This is a genomic window from Salinispora sp. H7-4 (assembly GCF_013416675.1).
Lineage (GTDB): Bacteria > Actinomycetota > Actinomycetes > Mycobacteriales > Micromonosporaceae > Micromonospora > Micromonospora vitiensis.
This window is the reverse complement of record NZ_JABZED010000002.1, coordinates 262,344-279,548: the sequence shown is the minus strand read 5'-3', so window position 1 is coordinate 279,548 and position 17,205 is coordinate 262,344. Positions and strand designations below refer to the sequence as shown.

18 protein-coding genes are annotated in these 17,205 nt (G+C 72.0%); 11 read left to right on the top strand and 7 right to left on the bottom strand.

Going from position 1 to position 17,205, the window contains the following annotated elements; translation table 11 throughout:
* The first annotated feature begins 25 nt into the window (after nt 1-25).
* Nucleotides 26-766 carry a GAF and ANTAR domain-containing protein gene (locus H0524_RS01365; protein WP_018725125.1) on the top strand — a complete coding sequence of 247 codons (741 nt, stop codon included), beginning with the start codon at nt 26-28 and terminating at the stop codon, nt 764-766.
* A 61-nt stretch (nt 767-827) separates the two neighbouring features.
* Here H0524_RS01365 and H0524_RS01360 read toward each other — a convergent pair whose 3' ends face one another.
* Complete coding sequence (locus tag H0524_RS01360; RefSeq protein WP_180197015.1) at nt 828-1,775, bottom strand: DUF3500 domain-containing protein; 948 nt, start codon at nt 1,773-1,775, stop codon at nt 828-830.
* A gap of 395 nt (nt 1,776-2,170) precedes the next feature.
* Here H0524_RS01360 and H0524_RS01355 point away from each other — a divergent pair, with 395 nt between their 5' ends.
* From H0524_RS01355 to H0524_RS01340, 4 genes are all read left to right on the top strand, one after another.
* A complete protein-coding gene (locus H0524_RS01355) occupies nt 2,171-2,665 on the top strand; it encodes a winged helix-turn-helix domain-containing protein (protein WP_180197014.1) in 495 nt (164 codons plus the stop codon).
* A gap of 202 nt (nt 2,666-2,867) precedes the next feature.
* Nucleotides 2,868-3,266: a TraR/DksA C4-type zinc finger protein gene (locus tag H0524_RS01350; protein WP_018725122.1), complete on the top strand. Its 399-nt coding sequence runs from the start codon at nt 2,868-2,870 to the stop codon at nt 3,264-3,266.
* Nucleotides 3,267-3,690: 424 nt separating this feature from the next.
* Nucleotides 3,691-3,873: a hypothetical protein gene (locus H0524_RS01345; RefSeq protein WP_029127764.1), complete on the top strand. Its 183-nt coding sequence runs from the start codon at nt 3,691-3,693 to the stop codon at nt 3,871-3,873.
* An 8-nt stretch (nt 3,874-3,881) separates the two neighbouring features.
* Nucleotides 3,882-5,216: a JmjC domain-containing protein gene (locus H0524_RS01340; protein WP_180197013.1), complete on the top strand. Its 1,335-nt coding sequence runs from the start codon at nt 3,882-3,884 to the stop codon at nt 5,214-5,216.
* Nucleotides 5,217-5,236: 20 nt separating this feature from the next.
* On the opposite strand, the gene H0524_RS01335 is transcribed toward H0524_RS01340, so the two are convergent.
* From H0524_RS01335 to H0524_RS01315, 5 genes are all read right to left on the bottom strand, one after another.
* The gene (locus tag H0524_RS01335; protein ID WP_180197012.1) at nt 5,237-5,902 is read right to left on the bottom strand and encodes a hypothetical protein; all 666 of its coding nucleotides are present in this window, start codon (nt 5,900-5,902) and stop codon (nt 5,237-5,239) included.
* Nucleotides 5,899-8,571, bottom strand: a complete 2,673-nt coding sequence (locus tag H0524_RS01330) for an FtsK/SpoIIIE domain-containing protein (protein ID WP_180197011.1) — start codon at nt 8,569-8,571, stop codon at nt 5,899-5,901. The genes H0524_RS01335 and H0524_RS01330 overlap by 4 nt, the downstream gene beginning before the upstream one ends.
* The gene (locus H0524_RS01325; RefSeq protein WP_180197010.1) at nt 8,564-9,478 is read right to left on the bottom strand and encodes a hypothetical protein; all 915 of its coding nucleotides are present in this window, start codon (nt 9,476-9,478) and stop codon (nt 8,564-8,566) included. Before H0524_RS01325 ends, H0524_RS01330 begins: the two co-directional genes overlap by 8 nt.
* Before the next feature lie 8 nt (nt 9,479-9,486).
* Nucleotides 9,487-9,747, bottom strand: coding sequence for a hypothetical protein (locus H0524_RS01320; RefSeq protein ID WP_018215298.1), 261 nt, complete (start codon nt 9,745-9,747; stop codon nt 9,487-9,489).
* Between the two features lie 148 nt (nt 9,748-9,895).
* A complete protein-coding gene (locus tag H0524_RS01315) occupies nt 9,896-10,276 on the bottom strand; it encodes a hypothetical protein (protein ID WP_180197009.1) in 381 nt (126 codons plus the stop codon).
* A 127-nt stretch (nt 10,277-10,403) separates the two neighbouring features.
* Between H0524_RS01315 and H0524_RS01310 the strand changes: the two genes are divergently transcribed.
* From H0524_RS01310 to H0524_RS01300, 3 genes are read left to right on the top strand one after another with little or no spacing between them, the layout of a single operon-like run.
* The gene (locus H0524_RS01310; protein WP_180197008.1) at nt 10,404-12,947 is read left to right on the top strand and encodes an ATP-dependent Clp protease ATP-binding subunit; all 2,544 of its coding nucleotides are present in this window, start codon (nt 10,404-10,406) and stop codon (nt 12,945-12,947) included.
* A gap of 16 nt (nt 12,948-12,963) precedes the next feature.
* Nucleotides 12,964-13,131, top strand: a complete 168-nt coding sequence (locus tag H0524_RS01305) for a hypothetical protein (protein ID WP_018725114.1) — start codon at nt 12,964-12,966, stop codon at nt 13,129-13,131.
* Nucleotides 13,131-13,481: a DUF3140 domain-containing protein gene (locus tag H0524_RS01300; protein WP_180197007.1), complete on the top strand. Its 351-nt coding sequence runs from the start codon at nt 13,131-13,133 to the stop codon at nt 13,479-13,481. Before H0524_RS01305 ends, H0524_RS01300 begins: the two co-directional genes overlap by 1 nt.
* Before the next feature lie 65 nt (nt 13,482-13,546).
* On the opposite strand, the gene H0524_RS01295 is transcribed toward H0524_RS01300, so the two are convergent.
* Nucleotides 13,547-13,786 carry a hypothetical protein gene (locus H0524_RS01295; protein ID WP_018725112.1) on the bottom strand — a complete coding sequence of 80 codons (240 nt, stop codon included), beginning with the start codon at nt 13,784-13,786 and terminating at the stop codon, nt 13,547-13,549.
* Nucleotides 13,787-13,879: 93 nt separating this feature from the next.
* Between H0524_RS01295 and H0524_RS01290 the strand changes: the two genes are divergently transcribed.
* The 3 genes from H0524_RS01290 (at nt 13,880) to H0524_RS01280 (ending at nt 17,135) form a co-directional block, all read left to right on the top strand.
* Nucleotides 13,880-15,208 carry a M20/M25/M40 family metallo-hydrolase gene (locus H0524_RS01290; protein ID WP_180197006.1) on the top strand — a complete coding sequence of 443 codons (1,329 nt, stop codon included), beginning with the start codon at nt 13,880-13,882 and terminating at the stop codon, nt 15,206-15,208.
* 53 nt (nt 15,209-15,261) lie between these two features.
* On the top strand, nt 15,262-15,924 hold the full coding sequence (locus H0524_RS01285) for a hypothetical protein (protein WP_180197005.1): 663 nt from the start codon (nt 15,262-15,264) through the stop codon (nt 15,922-15,924).
* A 269-nt stretch (nt 15,925-16,193) separates the two neighbouring features.
* A complete protein-coding gene (locus H0524_RS01280) occupies nt 16,194-17,135 on the top strand; it encodes a LysR family transcriptional regulator (RefSeq protein ID WP_180197004.1) in 942 nt (313 codons plus the stop codon).
* Nucleotides 17,136-17,205 lie beyond the last annotated feature (70 nt).

The following is a 17,205-nucleotide window of genomic DNA, read 5'->3' as shown; positions in this document are numbered from 1 at the left end:
CACGGCGTGATGGAGGTGGGGCCTGGTGGACCTGGAGATGCGGGAGTCGGTCGGGGGGACGCTCGGCGTCCTGGAGACCGCGGGACTGCTCCGGGAACTGACCGCCGGGCTGATCGGCGCGACTGACCTCGACGCCGCGCTGACCGTCCTTGTCCGGATCGCCCGGGACGGCGTCGCGGGGGTCAACTGGTGTGGGTTCACCTCCCTGCACGCGGGGGCACCGGCCGGCGCGGTGGCCTCCGATCACCGGCTCGCCGAGCTCGACGACCTGCGGCACGGCCCAGACTCGCCGGCCATGGCGGCGATCGGGCGACGGGAGCTGGTGGTCGTGGAGCGACTGAGCGTCGAGACGCGGTGGCCGGATTGGACGTGGCGCGCCCGTCGGCTCGGGGTGTCGGCCGTGATCTCCGCGCCGGTCGACATCGACGAACAGGTGATCGGCGCGCTCAACCTCTATGCGGGAGCTGGGGAGGTGCTCACCCCCCGGCATCAGCTGACCGCGATGCTGGTGGCCGACCACGCCGGTCTTCTGCTCGCCGCGGTGCGGGATCGGTCGCGGGCGGTGACCGAGGCCGGTCAGATCGACGTGGCACTGCTCGGCGAGAGCGTTGTCGGGCAGGCGATCGGTGTCGTCATGACCCAGCGGGGGTGCCGGGCGGAGGAGGCCGTGACGGTGCTGCGCAGCGCGGCGTCCTCGCTCGGGATCCCGCTGCGGGAGGTGGCCGAGCGGTTGGTCACCACGGTTTCGCGGCCTCGCGACAACTAGCCCCGCCGGAGGGACGGCCGCGCGGTGGGCGAGGGCTGTTCCGGTAGACCCACCGTGGGTCTCAGTGGGCGACCCGGTGGTGGGCAGCCAGCAGGTCGGCGCCGAAGTCACTGCTCGGCCGGCGAAGCACGGTGTGGGCGTGGTTGCCGTCGTCCGCGGTGTTGTCGTACTCGATCAGCAGGTCGTCGCCCTGCACGCGGTAGTAGTGGCGCTGCCCCGGCCAGCTCGGTCCAGCCCAGGCGAAGTGCATTGGGGACCCGGCGAGCCGACGGGCCTCCCGGTGTGCCAACTCTGGCGGGAGCCGTTCCAGGTAGAGGGCGACGAGTTGGTCCAACAGGGCCCGGCCGGTGGGATTCAGCCGGTCAGCGGAGACGCCGAGGGGAGCCATCGGGATGTCGACGCGCGGTCGGGTCGCGCTGATGATGTCGGTGGGGGCCGCCTCGGCGATGAGCGCCGTCGCCCGTAGTTGCGGGCTGAGGGCATCCAGCAACGCCCGGCCCAGGTCCTCCTCGGGGCCGAGCGGGCGGGTGACCGGCCGGCCGGCCCACCGCACGGCGGCCGGGTTCGCCCCGAAGAAGATCGGAGCGGGGGAGACCTGGTCGGCGACGATGGTCATGCTGATCGACAGGTGGTGCCCCTCGACCCGCCACCCCCACGCCTCGTCCTGGATCGGGTCACCGAAAACCGCCACCCAGTAGTCGTCGCTGTGTCGGCCGCGGCGCCACCCCTCGGCTCTGTCGAGTACCTCCTCCAGCCCGATAATCGCTACCGCCTGCGCGTACGCCGACGGGCTCAGGGCGGTCGCCAGTAGCCGGTGGGTGGCTTTCCGGGCAGCGCGGGGCAGGTCGGCCAGGCAGACGCCGGGCCGGGGCCGGGGCCGGTACTCGATCCAGTGCCGCGCCCTCAGGTCGTCGAACCGGTGGGTCGCCCGGGCGTTCGCCGGCTCGTCCAGGGCGGTGAGCAGCGCCGCCGCGGCGGCGCGAAGCTGCTGGGAGAGCGAGTCCTCCACCTTTCCTTTATACCCCGCCGGAATGTGGTGACACGGGTCGTGGGGCTACGGAATGGTAAATGTGATTGCGGTGGGGACCCCCGGATCGGGGCCTCGCAGCGGCTCTGCTGTAATCAGTTGACCTCGTACGCAGAGCGAGCATACCGCTTCGATGTGTAAGTCAATTGTCACATTCATGCAACGCAGCTGCCCCTTGACCGCCGAACGGGTGCCGGGAAGCATCGGTGAAGCGGCGTCCCGGGCCGTTGGGGAGATACCCGGACCAGCCAAGGAGGACCATGTCGGTCAGCCCCGCTTCGTCGCGCGCCGGATGGCATTCGTCCCAACCTGCTGTTCCCGGTCGCCCGCCGGGAGGCCAGCGCCGTCCCACCAACACGGTTCCCCCGGTCCTCACGGTGACCCTGTCGATCCCGTTGGCCAGCGACGAGGCGCTGAATCCAGCGGCTCGGCGGTTGCTGGACGCGGCCCGAGAACTGATGGAGTGTGGAGACGGCACGGTCACCATGACCGGCAACGGGTTCTCGGAACGCCGCGTGGAACCGGTCCCGGCTGGCCGTTCGCCAAGCCGGTCGCTCGCCCCCACCATCCCCACCCTGCACATCCTCGCCTCCTCCCGGTCCGTGCTGCGCGACGGCGAGCCGTTGTCGTTGACCCGGCTGGAGTTCGATCTGCTGTTGCACCTGGTTGCCCACCCCCGCAGGGTTTTTACGCGGCTGCAACTACTCAATGCGGTCTGGGGCTACGAGCATGCCGGGGTGCGCACGGTGGACGTGCACGTCCGCCGGCTGCGGGGCAAGGTCGGCGTGGACGTCCCCCTGGTCACCACCGTCTACGGGGTCGGCTACCGGCTCGCCGACGACGCCCGGGTGGCCATCGACCGCAGCGGTTGACGGAGGCCGTCACCCGCGTTGGTCTGACGAAGCCGTCACCCGCGCTGGTGCTGCCTGCCGGGGCCCGGGTAGCCGGTTGGGCAGCGGTTTGGTCCGTGGCGGTGCGGGGTATTCGGTCGGCTCACACACGGGTCGTCAACCCGTGTAGCGACGACCAGCGCCGGTCCGGTGGACCGGAAGGCCCTCAGGAAGGCAGGCAGAAATGCTCGTCCACGACCCGGTCGACACGCCCCGACCCCAGGCGGAAGCCGATCAGATCCGGCAGTCCCTGCAGGCCCGCTACGACGAGCTCGCCGCCGAGTACGAGCAGGCTGTGGTGCAGAGTCAGGTGCTGCGCCTGGTCGAGGTCGGGGACACCGCGGGCGATGACCAGGCCGACAGTGGCACGAAGACCGCGGAGCGGGATACCGCGCAATCCCTGTTGCGTACGATCCTCGACCGCCGGGCACAGTTCGAGCACGCCCTGACCCGGCTGGAAGAGGGCACCTACGGCTTCTGCGAGGGCTGTGGCGCGGCTATTCCGGTAGAGCGGTTGGAGATCTTTCCATCTGCGACGACCTGCGTTACCTGCAAACAAACTCGGGAGCGTCGCGCGGCCTGACGCGTCGTCGCCGCCAGGGTGGCACGGCCGGAGCGGACGGAGGTGGCTGGAAGGTGACGCCGCAGACGAGAACGGAGCGCCGTCGGGGCGTCGTTGTCCACGTCGTCGGGACGCCCGGCGGTTGGCGCCGGGTGCCCCGGCCGGGCCGGTTCAGCCCGCTACGACAACGCCGCGGCCCGGTGGGGCCGCCGCGGCGAAACGACGATGGCCGGTGGGAGCCCGACGCTCGGGGGTGGAGCGACAGCTGAGCAGCCGCACCCGCCTGCCTTTCCGGGTGGCCGGGTGCGGACCCGGGCCGTTGACCGGCGAACGCCAACGTCGCAGTCCGGCGGCGGCTACCGTGTGGTGGGGAGGGCCGGAGGTGGGGTACACCCGCCGTAGGACGGACCCCGGCGTTCGGACGGGGCACAGCCGAGGAGCACCCATGGCACTCAACGACGACGACATGACGACCTCCGGCGGCGCCGGCCGCGCGGAGGGTCCGGCTGATGGTGGGGCGACCCCGGGTCAGCATGATGGTGGTGCCGACGGCAGCGCGGAGGGTCCGGCTGATGGTGGGGCGACCCCGGGTCAGCATGATGGTGGTGCCGACGGCAGCGCGCGCTGAACCACGCGGTGCCGTACCTCGACTCGCCGGGCGGCCCCGGTCGCCCGGCACTCCCGTTCGCCCCCGAGAAGCCCGAGCGAACCGGGGCGTCGGCGTTGACCCGGTGCGTCTCAGTCGAGCCGGCGAGGTTCGCTGCCGTGCACTGGGGACAGGCGCCGCTGCTGTCCCGCGCCGACGAGTTGCCCAACCAGAGCGGCTTCTGGGACCTACTCAGCCCGGCCGACGCGGACGAGTTGCTGAGCCGGCGCGGCTTGCGCACCCCATTCCTGCGGGTGGCGCAGGACGGCGTGTTGGTGCCGGCGGCCCGGTACACCGGTGGTGGGGGCGCAGGCGCCGAGATCGCCGACCAGGTTCTCGACGAGAAGATCCTCGACCTGTACGCCGGCGGCGCCACCCTGGTGTTGCAGGGCCTGCACCGCACCTGGCCGGCACTCATCGACTTCACCCGGGAACTCGGCTGGACGCTCGGGCAGCCGTTGCAGGTCAACGCCTACCTGACTCCTGCCGGCAGCCAGGGATTCGCCACCCACTACGACACGCACGACGTCTTCGTCCTCCAGGTTGACGGTGTGAAGCACTGGCGAATCCACCCGCCGGTGCTTGCCGATCCGCTGGAGCGGCAGCCGTGGGGCGGCCGAGCCGATGAGGTCTCGGCGACCGCCACGGGGGCCCCCAGCCTCGACGTGCTGCTCGCCCCCGGCGACGCGCTGTACCTGCCCCGTGGCTGGTTGCACAGTGCCAAGGCCCAGGAGCACAGCTCACTTCACCTGACCGTCGGCGTACGGGCGCTGACTCGATACACGCTGGTCGAGGAGTTGCTCGCGCTCGCCGCCGAGGAGCCGCGGCTGCGTGCCACCCTGCCATTCGGGATTGACATCTCCGACCCGGAGGCGGTGGAGCCCGAGTTGACGGAAACCGTGGAGGTGCTGCAGGACTGGCTGCGCTGCGTCGATCCGGCAGCGCTCGCCGCCCGGCTGCGGCAGCGCGCATGGCCGGCCGCCCGGCCGGCTCCGCTGTCTCCCCTTGCCCAGGTGGCCGCGTTGGGCGCGCTCGGACCGGACAGCCGGGTCACTCCCCGTCCGGGCCTGCGGTGGCAGCTCACCACGGCGGGAGAGCGGGTGACGCTGCGGGTCTTCGACCGCACGATCACCCTGCCGCAGATGTGTGCCCCGGCCCTGCGCGCGCTGCTCTCCGGGGAGGTCAGCCGGGTCGGGGACCTGCCCGGCCTGCCCGACGACACCGATCGGGTCACCCTCGTGCGCCGCCTGCTCCGGGAGGCGGTCGCCGTGCCTGCCCAGGGCAGCTGTCCGAACCGTCCCGATGGGGGCGCGACGGGTGACTGACGCTGCCGCGACTGACCGGCTCAGCGGGCAACGGCCAGGAAGAGCCCCGTCGTCAGCAGTCCGGCGACCACCACCACGGCCACCGGGCGCGGGCCGAGCACCGCATGTTGCCGGTCAGCGAGAATCTTCGCCGGGATCAGGCCGGCCAGCGGGCCGAGCAAGGTCACGACCAGCGCCAGCACCGGCAGCCCGACCGCCAGGTCGCCGCCGTACCGGTCGCCGGCCGTCCGGGCGACGGTGCCCAGGGCGTACGTGACCAGCGCACCGCCGAACCCGCAGCCGGCCAGCAGCGGATTGACGGATCCGGGCAGCTCACCGGGTTGACCGGTGCGGGCCAGGAGGTCCCGCACCGCGGCCAGCATCGGCAGGGGATTCCCGGCGACGCCGGCGACCGGGCCGGGGGGCCCGTCCAGCTGGCGGCCCGCCGGCCGAAACCGCCCGCGTAGCTCCTGCCACAACAGCCGGACTTCCGCCTCGACCCGCTCCTGCAGCCGGCGTGCTGCCGTCACCTCCCGTTCCGCGTGCCGGACCTGGTCCTCGGCATTCGCCACGGCCCGCCGCGCGGCCGCACACTGCTGCTCGTACCAGGTGTGTGCCTCGGCCCGCTGCGCCGACACCTGCTTGGTCAGGTCGGCCAGTCGTCGCACCTGCGCCGGGTACGACTCGCTCGGCACCGGCTGCCTCACCGCTGGTGCCCGTACGGGATGATGGTCCGCCCGGTGCGGTGCACCGCCCGGTCGAAGAAGAGGCCCCGCCATGGGCGGGGGTACCAGTCCGGCCCGCCGGTGCCGGGGTAGAGCGAGGCTCCCAGTTCCCCGCCGTGCGTGTCGAGTGCCACCCACGCGCCGATCTGGTCCGTGCGGGCGGCCGGTCCGCCGAGGTCGGCCCGCATCCGCGCGACTCCCCGCCACCAGGCCAGCACATGCGTCCGCCGCTCCGGCCCGTCATGCAGGACGCGGCGCAGCTGCTCCAGCCCGGTCTGGCCGCCAACCCGGGCGGCGAGCGCGCCGGCCGCCGCGTCCACGGCGAACAGCAGTAGGTAGTGGGGGGCACCGACGCCGGGGGCGCCCAGCCCGGCGGTGGTCTCGGCCATCAGCTCGGTTACGGTCTCCTCGTCGTACCAGGCGGCGTCGTCGGCGAGGTCGGTGTAGAGGGACCGGGCGGCGGCGTCGGCGTCCGGGTCCAGACAGGCGATGGAGAACCGTGCCGTTCCGGGACGGTGCTGCCGGGCGAGTGAGCGCCCCGCCGCGGCGAGTACGGCGCACGCCTCGTCAACGCGGGTGCCCAGCACGGCGAGGTTACGCCCGGGCGCGCGCGGCAGCCGAAGCCCTGCCGAGCGGGCCTGTACGTCGATGATCTCGCCGAGTATCGCCGTCGGGGCTCGCGGCGTCCCGGTCTCCGGTGCGCAGAGCGCCTGGTAGTCCGGGGCGTCGGTCAACCGGGGGATCGCGTCACCATCGAAGAGCCGCGCCGGGGCGGCGTCTGGCCGGCGCATCCGCCAGAGTCGGTGCTGCAGCTCGCTCCATGTCTCCCAGTCACTCGCCGACGGTATCCGGGCGACCTCGTTCCCCTCGGCCAGTCCCGACTCGGCGTTGACCACGGCGTGGTGGCGGGGTAGTGACTGTGCGGCGTCGTTGCGCTCGGCGAGGATCCGTAGCGCCTTGGGTAGGGCGATGCGGAGGGTGAACTGGGAGACCAGGGCTGGCCGCCCCCACAGCGCCTCGATTCCCCGGACGTCCTGCGAGGCGAGGACCAGGTGGATGCCCTGCGAGCGGCCGCGCCGGGCCAGGTCCTCCAGGAGGTCGGCGGCCTCCCGGGCGACAGCGTCGCGGCCGGCGAGCAGCATCTGGAACTCGTCGACCACGGCGACGATCCGCGGCCAGCGCCCGGCCGGGTCCACCGCGCGTAGCTCGGCGAGCTTCGTGACCTCGTACTCCTTCGCCGCGTCTGCGCGCCGGCGCAGCTCTTCGGCGAGGAAGCGAAGCAGGGCCAGACCGAACTCCCGGTCCGTGTTGACGTTGATGCCGACCAGCCGCACGTGCGGCAGCCAACTCGGGTCGCGGCGACCCTGTGCAAACCGGGCGAAAGAGACGCCCTCCTTGAAATCGAGCAGGTAGAGCTCCAACTCTGCCGGGGAGTAGCGGGCGGCGAGCGCACCGATCCAGGCGAAGATCAGGTTCGTCTTGCCGGTGCCAGATGGGCCACCGATCAGCGCATGCGGCGGATAGTCACCGATAGTGACCAGCACCGGTTGGCCGTCCGTTCCCTCGCCGATCGGCGCGATCAGGCCGGCCGCCGAATCTTCCCGCCACATCTGCTCCGGCGGTGGTAGCAGATCGCTGAAGGGCGTCGGCTCCGGGCCGGCGTTGACCCGGGCAGCGACGCCCCGGCAGGTCTCGGTAACCAGGGTCGCCGGGGGCGCCGGGTCGAGCGTGACCGGCGGTGCGCCGGCAAGCTCGACCTGGCCCGGTTCGACGCGGATCCGGGCTACGGGGGCGTCCTCCGGCAGGGTCAGGCCGCGTACCACCAGGTGTACGCCGCACGCCGCGCCGGTGCGGACCACCCGATCGAGTTGGCCGCGTACGTGCCGGGACGGCTCCTCCCCGCCGAGCAGTACCGCCACCCGCCACGGCTCTGGCCGCCGACCGGTGGCGGCGGCCAGCTCACGCAGGGACCGGTGCTCGCCCGCCAGAACGGTGGAGTTGATCCGGTGGATCTCCTCGACGAGGTCGTCGAGGAGCCGGCCCAGCCCGCCCGGTCCGACGAAGGTCAGCAGCCCGGCGGTGCCCAGCGGCGCGAAACCGGCCAGGCCGCCCCCGAGGTGCTCCGGGTCGTACCCGGTCAACCGAACCGCGCCCGGGTCGGCCCGGCCTACCGCCCGGAGCAGTAGCGCGGCCACCACCGCCTCGCCCGCCACCCGGTCGCTGCCGGTCAGCTCGACGTGCCCGGCGTCGAGTAGCGGCACCAGTGCGGGCACCGACTCCCCGCCCGGGACGGCGAGCGTGCCGACCCGTAGTGGGCCGGGCGGTTCCGTCCGGCGGGCGGGGGTTGGGTGCCACTGTGGCCAGTCGGTGGTGCCCGCGCCCGGGGCCTCCCGGCGGGCCGCGTCCGCCGCCCGCCGGGACAGCTCGGCGATCCGGGCCGAGTGATGGGAGTCGATCTCGGCGAGGCGTCGGTCACGCTCCGCGCCGACCCGTGCGGGCACTGCGGCGGCGGCCTGGCGGACCCGGTCGAGTCGGCCCTGTTCGGCGGCCAGTTCGGTCTGCGCCGCGGCCAGCCGGGTCCGCGTCGCACCGAGGGCCTCGCCGAGGGTTTGCCGGACCCGGGCCGCGAGCTGCGCCCGCCGGTCAGCCATCGGCGCCTCGTCGAGACGCGGGGTGCCCCGGGGTGATCGCCCCGCTCCGGCTCTCGGCCCGGAGCCGGTCCCTGGGTAGCTCGCGGCCGAGCCGGTCGAGCAGGACGCCGGTCAGCACCCCGGCGGTGACCGCCGGGTCGGCAGCATGTGGCTGCTCGGCGTCCTTTCGGCGGGGCGGCGGCATCCGGCAGACCCGGGCCAGCAGTGTCTCCACCACCGGCGCGGGCAGGCCCGGCAGTAGGTCGCGGGTCCGGCTGGCCAGGACTTGGCGGAGCCGCGGCAGGTCCTCGGCCCGGGGCGGGTGTCCAAGGAACTCCCCGGCCAGTTCCCGCAGCAGGGGAGGGGCCAGTGCGGCCAACCCCAACCCCACGTCGGCGTGGGCGCGGCCCAGCTCGGCGCGGAGTCGTTCCCGGTCGCCGGCGCGGACCTCGTGGACGACTCGCCGCAGCAGCTCGCCGGAGTCGGCGATCGCCTCATCCGGTGGCTCCGACCCGCTCCTGCCGCCGGTCAGCTCCGCGACCCGGACCGCCCACCAGCGGGGTGCGGCGGCCGGGCTCGGCGGGACAGTCGCCGTCGTCGGTGGCGTGGCACCACGGGGAGCATCGTGTGCCGGTTGCTGGTCGGGGGTGGTACGTGGGACGGGTGAGTCGTCGGCCGCCAGCCCGATCATGGCCAGGTACGCCGTCAGCTGCTCCTGGGCGACGCGCAGCGCGTAGCCGGCGGACTCGGCGTGTTCGACGGCGCTGGACAGCTCCGGCACCCCCAGCGGGTTGGCGGACTCCTGGCGTACCCAGCGCAGTCGCTCGGCGGCCAGCCCGAACCGGTCGAGCGCCTCGGCGAGTTGGCCGAGTGGCAGGTCATCGCTGGCGGCGCGCACCTGTGCGCCAAGATCTTCGACGATGGACACGGTGGCGCTCAGAGGGTCGCGACGTACAGCTGGGCCTGCTCGACCGCGACGAGTGTGGCCGCCAAGCACTCCTCCAACTCCTGCCCGGCCTGGGTCAGCGAGGCCTGGGCCGCATCCACCGTTTCGTGTCCGCTGCCCTCCAGCGCCCCGGCCAGCGTCTGCTGCGCCTCGGCCAGCTGCTCACCGGCAGCGTGCACAGCCTTCTGGCCGTCACCGATCTGTTGGAGCGCGACATCGATGGCTGCCTTGAGCTCGGCGACGCTCGCCACGACGGAACCTCCTGGGGCAAGGGGAGGCCTCCATTAGAGCCTATCGGCACCAGGAGAGAACATCCTCCCTGCCAGTATTCAGCCCTCCTGAGTGGTTGTCACCCAGAAGCGCGGGGAGGCCGACCACCCCGGATGTGTGGGGATGCGCTCAGCGGCCGGTCAACCAGCGTGGCCCACGTACCTCGGCCCCCCGCCGGAGCACGCGTTCTCGCAGCTCACGGTCGGCGGTGATGACGACCCGGCGGCGCTGCGGGTCGGCGGTGACCAGGTCCACCACCGCGTCGTCGCCGGACTGCTGGGCTGTCACCACCCGTACCCCCGGCACCGGCGGCACCCCGCGCGCCGCACCCTCAACCACCAGGACCACCTCGACCGGCGGCGGCAGCTCCGGTGGTACTCCGGCATCGGGCAGGCCGGTGAGGCTGTCCCGTAGTCGGGTGGTCGCCCCGACCCGGTCCCGCCACCAGCCGTCCGGCCGGGATCCCACCACATTGGCGGCGTCCACGATCAGCAGCGGTGTCCTGTTCATGCCGTCAGCCTGCCACCCGATCCGCCCGCGCCCGGGCACCCCTGGTGACCAGCCGGCGGAGTTTGTCCAGACGACTGCCGGGTAGCCCCTGGCGACCGTGCCGCGCCGAGCAGCGGAGGAGACAGATATGGGACCCGGCGACTTCGGCTCCGACCCATGGGACGAGTTCCTGGCCCGGTACTTCGGCCGGAGCGAGGGTGGGCGCCGGCCGGCACACCGGGTCGATATTACCCGGCTGATGACCGCCGACGCCCGCGAGATGCTCGCCGACGCCGCACGTCGGGCGGCTGAGCGGCACAGCACCGACCTGGACACCGACCACCTGCTCTGGGCCGCGCTGCAACGGCAGTCCCTGCGCGAGTTGGTCAAACGAGCCGGCGCCGAACCCGACACCCTGCTCAACGCGCTTGGCGGGCGGGGCGAGGGGGCGCCCGGGGGTGAGGTCCCGCCGAACTTGTCCCTCACCCCCGCCGCCAAGCGGGCACTGCTCGATGCCCACCAGCTGTCCCGCGCCATGAGCGCCAACTACATCGGGCCGGAGCACATCCTGATGGCGTTGCCGCTGAACCCGGAGTCACCCGCCGGCCGGATGCTCGCCGCCGGCCGGATCCAGCCGGAGTCGTTGCAGGCGGCGAGTGCTGACCGGGGTCCGACCACTGGGCCGCGGCCGGATCGGGGCACCCCCACTCTTGACCAGTACGGGCAGGATCTCACCGAGCTCGCCCAGAACGATCAGATCGACCCGGTCATTGGCCGGGCCGACGAGATCGAGCAGGCGGTCGAGATCCTGTCCCGGCGGACCAAGAACAACCCGGTGCTGATCGGTGAGGCCGGTGTCGGCAAGACCGCCATCGTGGAGGGGCTCGCGGAGCGGATCTGCGACGGCGACGTGCCGCAGACCCTGCTCGGCAAGCGGGTCATCCAACTCGACCTGGCCGGCCTGGTCGCCGGTACCCGCTACCGGGGTGACTTCGAGGAGCGGCTGAAGAAGGTCATTGACGAGATCCGGGCCCATCGCGAAAAGCTGATCGTCTTCCTCGACGAGATTCACACCCTGGTCGGGGCGGGTGGGGCCGGCAGCGAGGGCGGAATGGACGCGTCCAACATGCTCAAGCCGGCGCTGGCCCGCGGCGAGCTGCGGGTGATCGGCGCGACCACGCTGGACGAGTATCGCCGGGCCATCGAGAAGGACGCCGCGCTGGCCCGCCGCTTCCAGCCGGTCTTCGTGCCCGAGCCGGGGGTCGACGACACGGTGGCCATCCTGCGTGGCCTTCGCGACCGCTACGAGGCGCACCACCAGGTCCGCTTCACCGACGAGGCGCTGGTCGTCGCCGCGGAGCTCTCCGATCGCTACGTCACCGACCGCTACCTGCCGGACAAGGCGATCGACCTGATTGACCAGGCCGGCGCGCGGGTCCGGCTGCGCACCCGTACCCCGGACTCGGACGTACGCGAGTTGGAGACCCAGCTCGACGAGGTACGCCGCGACAAGGAGCAGGCCGTCGCCGACGAGCAGTACGAGAAGGCCTCCACGTTGCGCGACCAGATCGCCGACCTGGAGGCCCAGATCCGCCGGGTTCGCGGCGACGAGGGCAGCGCCAACCACGTGCCGCAGGTGGGGCCGCACGAGATCGCCGAGGTGGTGTCCCGGGCCACCGGCATCCCCGTTGCGCAGCTCACCGAGGAGGAGCGGGATCGGCTACTGCGGCTGGAGGGGCACCTGCACGAGAAGGTTGTGGGTCAGGACGACGCGGTCAACGCGGTCTCCGAGGCGGTGCGCCGTTCGCGGACCGGGTTGGCGGATCCGGACCGGCCGATGGGTAGCTTCCTCTTCCTCGGGCCCACCGGCGTCGGCAAGACCGAGTTGGCCCGGGCGCTTGCCGAGGCGTTGTTCGGCGAGGCCGACCGGATGGTACGGGTCGACATGAGCGAGTTCCAGGAGCGGCACACGGTCAGCCGGTTGGTCGGCGCGCCGCCCGGCTACGTCGGATACGAGGAGGCCGGGCAGCTCACCGAGGCGGTGCGGCGCCGCCCGTACGCGGTGGTGCTGCTGGACGAGATCGAGAAGGCGCACCCGGACGTGTTCAACATCCTGCTCCAGGTGCTCGACGACGGCCGGCTCACCGACAGCCAGGGCCGGACGGTGAACTTCAAGAACACCGTTTTGATCATGACGAGTAACCTCGGTTCGGAGCTGATCACCGGCACCCAGCGGGCAGTCGGCTTCGGCGCCGGAGCGGCCGGTGGGGAGAACGACGAGCTCCGCGACCGCCTGTTGCGCCGACTCCAGGAGAACTTCCGTCCAGAGTTCCTGAACCGCATCGATGAGATCATCATCTTCCGCCGTCTGGAGGCGGAGCAACTTCGGCAGATCACCGAGCTGCTGTTGGCGGAGACCCGCCGTCGGTTGCACGCGCAGGATGTCGATGTCGAGATCACCACCGCCGGCATCGACTGGCTCGCCGAGCACGGCTACCAGCCCGAGTTCGGGGCCCGCCCGCTGCGGCGGGTCATTCAGCGCGAGTTGGACAACCAGTTGTCCCGGATGCTGCTGGAGTCCGCGGTGTCGCCGGGCCAACGGGTGGTTGTGGACGCCCGTGACGGCCAGCTCACCATCGAGGTCGCCGAGGACGGCGGCTACACCGCGGCTACCACCACGCATCCCCGTTGAGCGCCGGGAGGCGGAGATGACCGTACCGGATGAGAACCAGGACAACACCGAACAGACCGAGCCGATCGTCGCCGCACCGACCGCGAACCCCGCCCGGGTACAGGTGCCACCTGAGGGCCCGGGGCAGGCCGGGACCGGCGAGCCGGACCCGGCGGCGACCGACGGCTGGCGAGAGGAGGGCTGATGGTACGCGAGCAGCGGCTCGATCCGCAGGTGGAGGAGCTCTGGGAGGGCTTCCACGAGCGGGTCAACGTGCCCTCCGAGAAGCTGCGGCAGTGGCTGCTCACCCGGGGCTCCGGCGAGGAGACGTTCGGCCCGGACCCCGACCTCGGCCTGCCCGAGCCGGGCCGGCACATCCTGCGGGTGCTCACCAAACGCAAGGTGGACCTGACCCGGGGCGACATCGAGACGATGCGGGACACGGTCGACGGGATCGAGAACCTGCTGGCGGCGAAGCCCTCGCGCGGCAACGCCGATGACCAGTGGCGGCATGCCCTGCTGGATCTGGGCCACGACGTCCTGGCGGAACGCTGACCGCTTCCGATCGGGTCGGGTGGGTCGCCGGCTTCGCGTTCACCAGCACCCACACCGACGGATCACTACGCACCGGGTTCCAGACTGGTGATCGTCAGGCCCGCCGCGTCGGCGGCGGCCTCCCGGTCGGCGCGGGTCTGCCGTTCCCGGGTGAGCAGGTTGGCGTACTCGGTGACGTCCGCCGGAGCGGGAACCGCCGGTAGCCGGCGCAGGAAGAGCTCCACGTCCCGGGCGGCGGCGGTGTGCGCGGCGGCCGTCTGCCGCAGTGTCTCGCGGTCGTCGGCGGCGGGGTATAGGTCGGTCATGTCCGTCTGTTACCCGGCGGCACGGCGTTCGCACCCCGTGGACCAGATCCGGCGCCACCCCCACCCTGGCCGCTCTCCTGGTATCAAGGAGCGATGAGGAGCGACGCCGCCTGCGCCCACCCCGCCCCCACCGACGAGGTCATCGGCCTCTGTCAGGATCTGCTGCGCATCGACACCACCAACACCGGTGACAACGACACCAGCGTCGGTGAGCGCCGGGCAGCCGAGTACGTGGCCGAGAAGCTCGCCGAGGTCGGCATCGACTCGGTGCTCTACGAGTCCGCGCCCCGCCGGGCCAACCTGGTCGCCCGGATTCCCGGCGCCGACCGGACCCGACCCGGCCTGCTCGTCCACGGCCACCTGGACGTGGTGCCCGCCGAGGCTGACGAGTGGTCGGTGCATCCGTTCTCGGGTGAGCTGCGGGACGGCTACCTCTGGGGTCGCGGTGCGATCGACATGAAGGACTTCGACGCGATGACGCTCGCGGTGGTGCGGCACTGGCAGCGCAGCGGGATCCGGCCGCCCCGGGACGTGGTGCTCGCCTTCACCGCCGATGAGGAGGCCGGCAGTGAGTACGGCGCGCACTTCCTGGTGGAGCACCACCCCGACCTCTTCGCGGGCTGCACCGAAGGCATCGGCGAGGTCGGGGGCTTTTCCTACTCGGTGAACGAGAACCAGCGGCTGTATCTGATCGAGACCGCCCAGAAGGGTATTGACTGGCTGCGGCTGCACGCCCGGGGGCGGCCGGGGCACGGCTCGATGGTGCACGACGACAACGCCGTCACCGCCCTCGCCGCGGCGGTCGCCCGGGTCGGCCAGCACCGCTTCCCGGTCGTCGTAACCGACACCGTGCGCGCGTTCCTCCTCGAGGTGTCCGAGGCGCTCGGCATCGAGCTGGACCCGGACGACCCGGAGACAGCCATCGGCAAGCTCGGCCCGATCGCCAACCTCGTTGGGGCGACCATCCGCAACACGGCCAATCCCACCCGGCTCGCCGCGGGCTACAAGGACAACGTCATCCCCGGACGCGCCAGCGCCACCATCGACTGCCGGAGCCTGCCCGGTCAGTCGGAGCTGTTGGAGCAGCAACTGCGCGGGTTGGTCGGCCCGGACATCGAGATCGAGTATCTGCAGCGCCAGCCCGCGCTGGAGACCACCTTCGATGGTGCCCTGGTCGAGGCGATCTCCGCCGCGCTGCGCGCCGAGGACCCGGGGGCCCGGCCGGTGCCGTACATGCTCTCCGGTGGCACCGACGCGAAGGCCTTCACGCGGTTGGGTATCCGTTGTTTCGGCTTCGCGCCGCTGCGCCTCCCCGCCGACCTGAACTTCTCCGCGCTGTTCCACGGCATCGACGAGCGGGTTCCAGTGGACGGACTACAGTTCGGCGTGCGGGTTCTCGACCGGTTCCTCCGCAACTGCTGAGCCGCTTCCGTACTTCGGCGCGGCGCCTTCCGAACACCGAAGGGACGCCCTACATGATCGACCAGCATGGTGAGCTGGACCCTGCCCTCGAACGCGTCATCGAGGCGGCCCGCCACCACCTGGCCGCCGTGCGCGCCGCGCAGGGCCGAATCGACGACGATGCCGTCTGGCAGGCGTACGTCGCGTTGAACAACGCCTCGTACGCCTACGACGAGCAGCTGATGGATGCCTTCGGCGAGGTTACTCCCTGGGATGTGCAGGCGATCGACCCGGAGGAGGCCGACGAGCGCTTCACCAGCCCCGACGGCTCCCCGGCCACCGACAGCCACCCACACGTCATCTCGGTACGGCAGCGTCGGGATTACCGGGTGCCGAGCGTCTCGGCGCTGATCCGGGCCGCCACGTCGGCCCGGCGGGCGGAGACCCCCGACGAGGACGAGCCGGCACCTGTCGAGGGGGTCGGCGAGGCGGTCCTGGAGCTGTTGCAGAGCGGGGACGGATCGCTCGCCGCGCTGGATGTGCCGGAGCTGGAGCCGATGGATGGCGTTGTCATGGTCAGTGAGGTTGACGCCGCGGTCGATCTCGAGGCCTTCGACGATGACGACCCGGTGGGTCCGTTTCAGCCCGCCGCCGAGGACCGGTTGGTCGGCCGGCTCGACGAGCACCCCTTCCTCGAGCTGGACGACGAGGAGTACGACCGCGCCCCACTAACGTGATCTTTGACCCGGGGTCGGTTGGTATCGACCCTGGCTGATCATGGCCGTAGCCCTTGGTTGATCGCTCTTCTTGTCGAGGGAAGAAGATCAGGACCAGGGGCTGCGGGATGATCAGCGATACCGCGGGCCGCTGACGGGCGGAGCGTCCTGGCCGCACTCGTTCGTGGTCGTCTTGGAGACCGGGCGTGATTCGCGGACAACCCAGCCGGCACCCCGCCGCGTGCCATGCGTCCAACGGCAGGATTTTCACAGCTCGATAAGCTGAGTGCATGGCTACGCTGCGTCAGCTCGAGTACTTCGTGACGATCATCGACGAGGGGTCCTTCACCCAGGCCGCCGCCCTGCTCAACATCACCCAGCCGGGGCTGTCGCACCAGTTCCACGCCCTCGAGAAGGAGATGGGCGGTCGCCTCCTGGAACGCCTGCCCCGCGGCCTGCGGTTGACCGCCGCCGGTCGGGCGATGCTGCCGTCCGCCCGAGCGACCCTGGCCGACGCCCGACGGGCCGTCACCGCGGCCCGGCGCGCCACCGGAGTCGCCTCGGGCGAGCTTCAGCTGGCCACGCTCTACTCGGTGAGCTACGGCATCCTGCCCGCGGCGCTGGCGCTCTGGCGCACCCGCCACCCCGATGTGCGCGTCACCCTGTTCGAGCACCGGCACACCACCGAACTCGCCGCCGCCATGGTGGACGGAGAGGCCGACATCGCCATCGGCCCGCCCCCACCCGGTGGGGAGGGCACCATCCGGCACCTGGGCGCGGAGGAGTTCTTCCTGGTCACCCACCCCGACGACCCCCTGGCCGCGGCCCCCGGCGGCACGGTCCGTCTCGCCGACCTGGCCGAGCGGGACTGGGTGCACTTCACCCCCGACAGCGGCCTGGCACAGCTCCTCGACCGGGCCTGCGCCGCGGCGGGCTTCCAGCCCCGGATCACCGTGCGCACCCAACAGGCGCCGTTCGCGGTCAACTTCGCCGCCGCCGGGCTGGGCCTGGCGCTCGTCCCTGGGAACGCTGTTCCTCCCCACTTCGAGGCAGCGCTGCTCCGCCCGGACCCCGCACTGCTGCGTCCCCTGACCGCGTACACCCGCAGCGAGCCCGACCCCATCGCCCACGCCTTCCTCGACATGCTTGCCGAGGAGGTTCCCCTCACCCCCACCCAGGTCCGCAGGCGCTTCCCCGCTCTGACGTCGGCGGACCGTACCACCATCCTCTGAGATCGTCCCGCGGTGGATGCTGCCACCGACGAGGCCCGCGCCCCTTCCTGACCCATTAATTGACCGATGT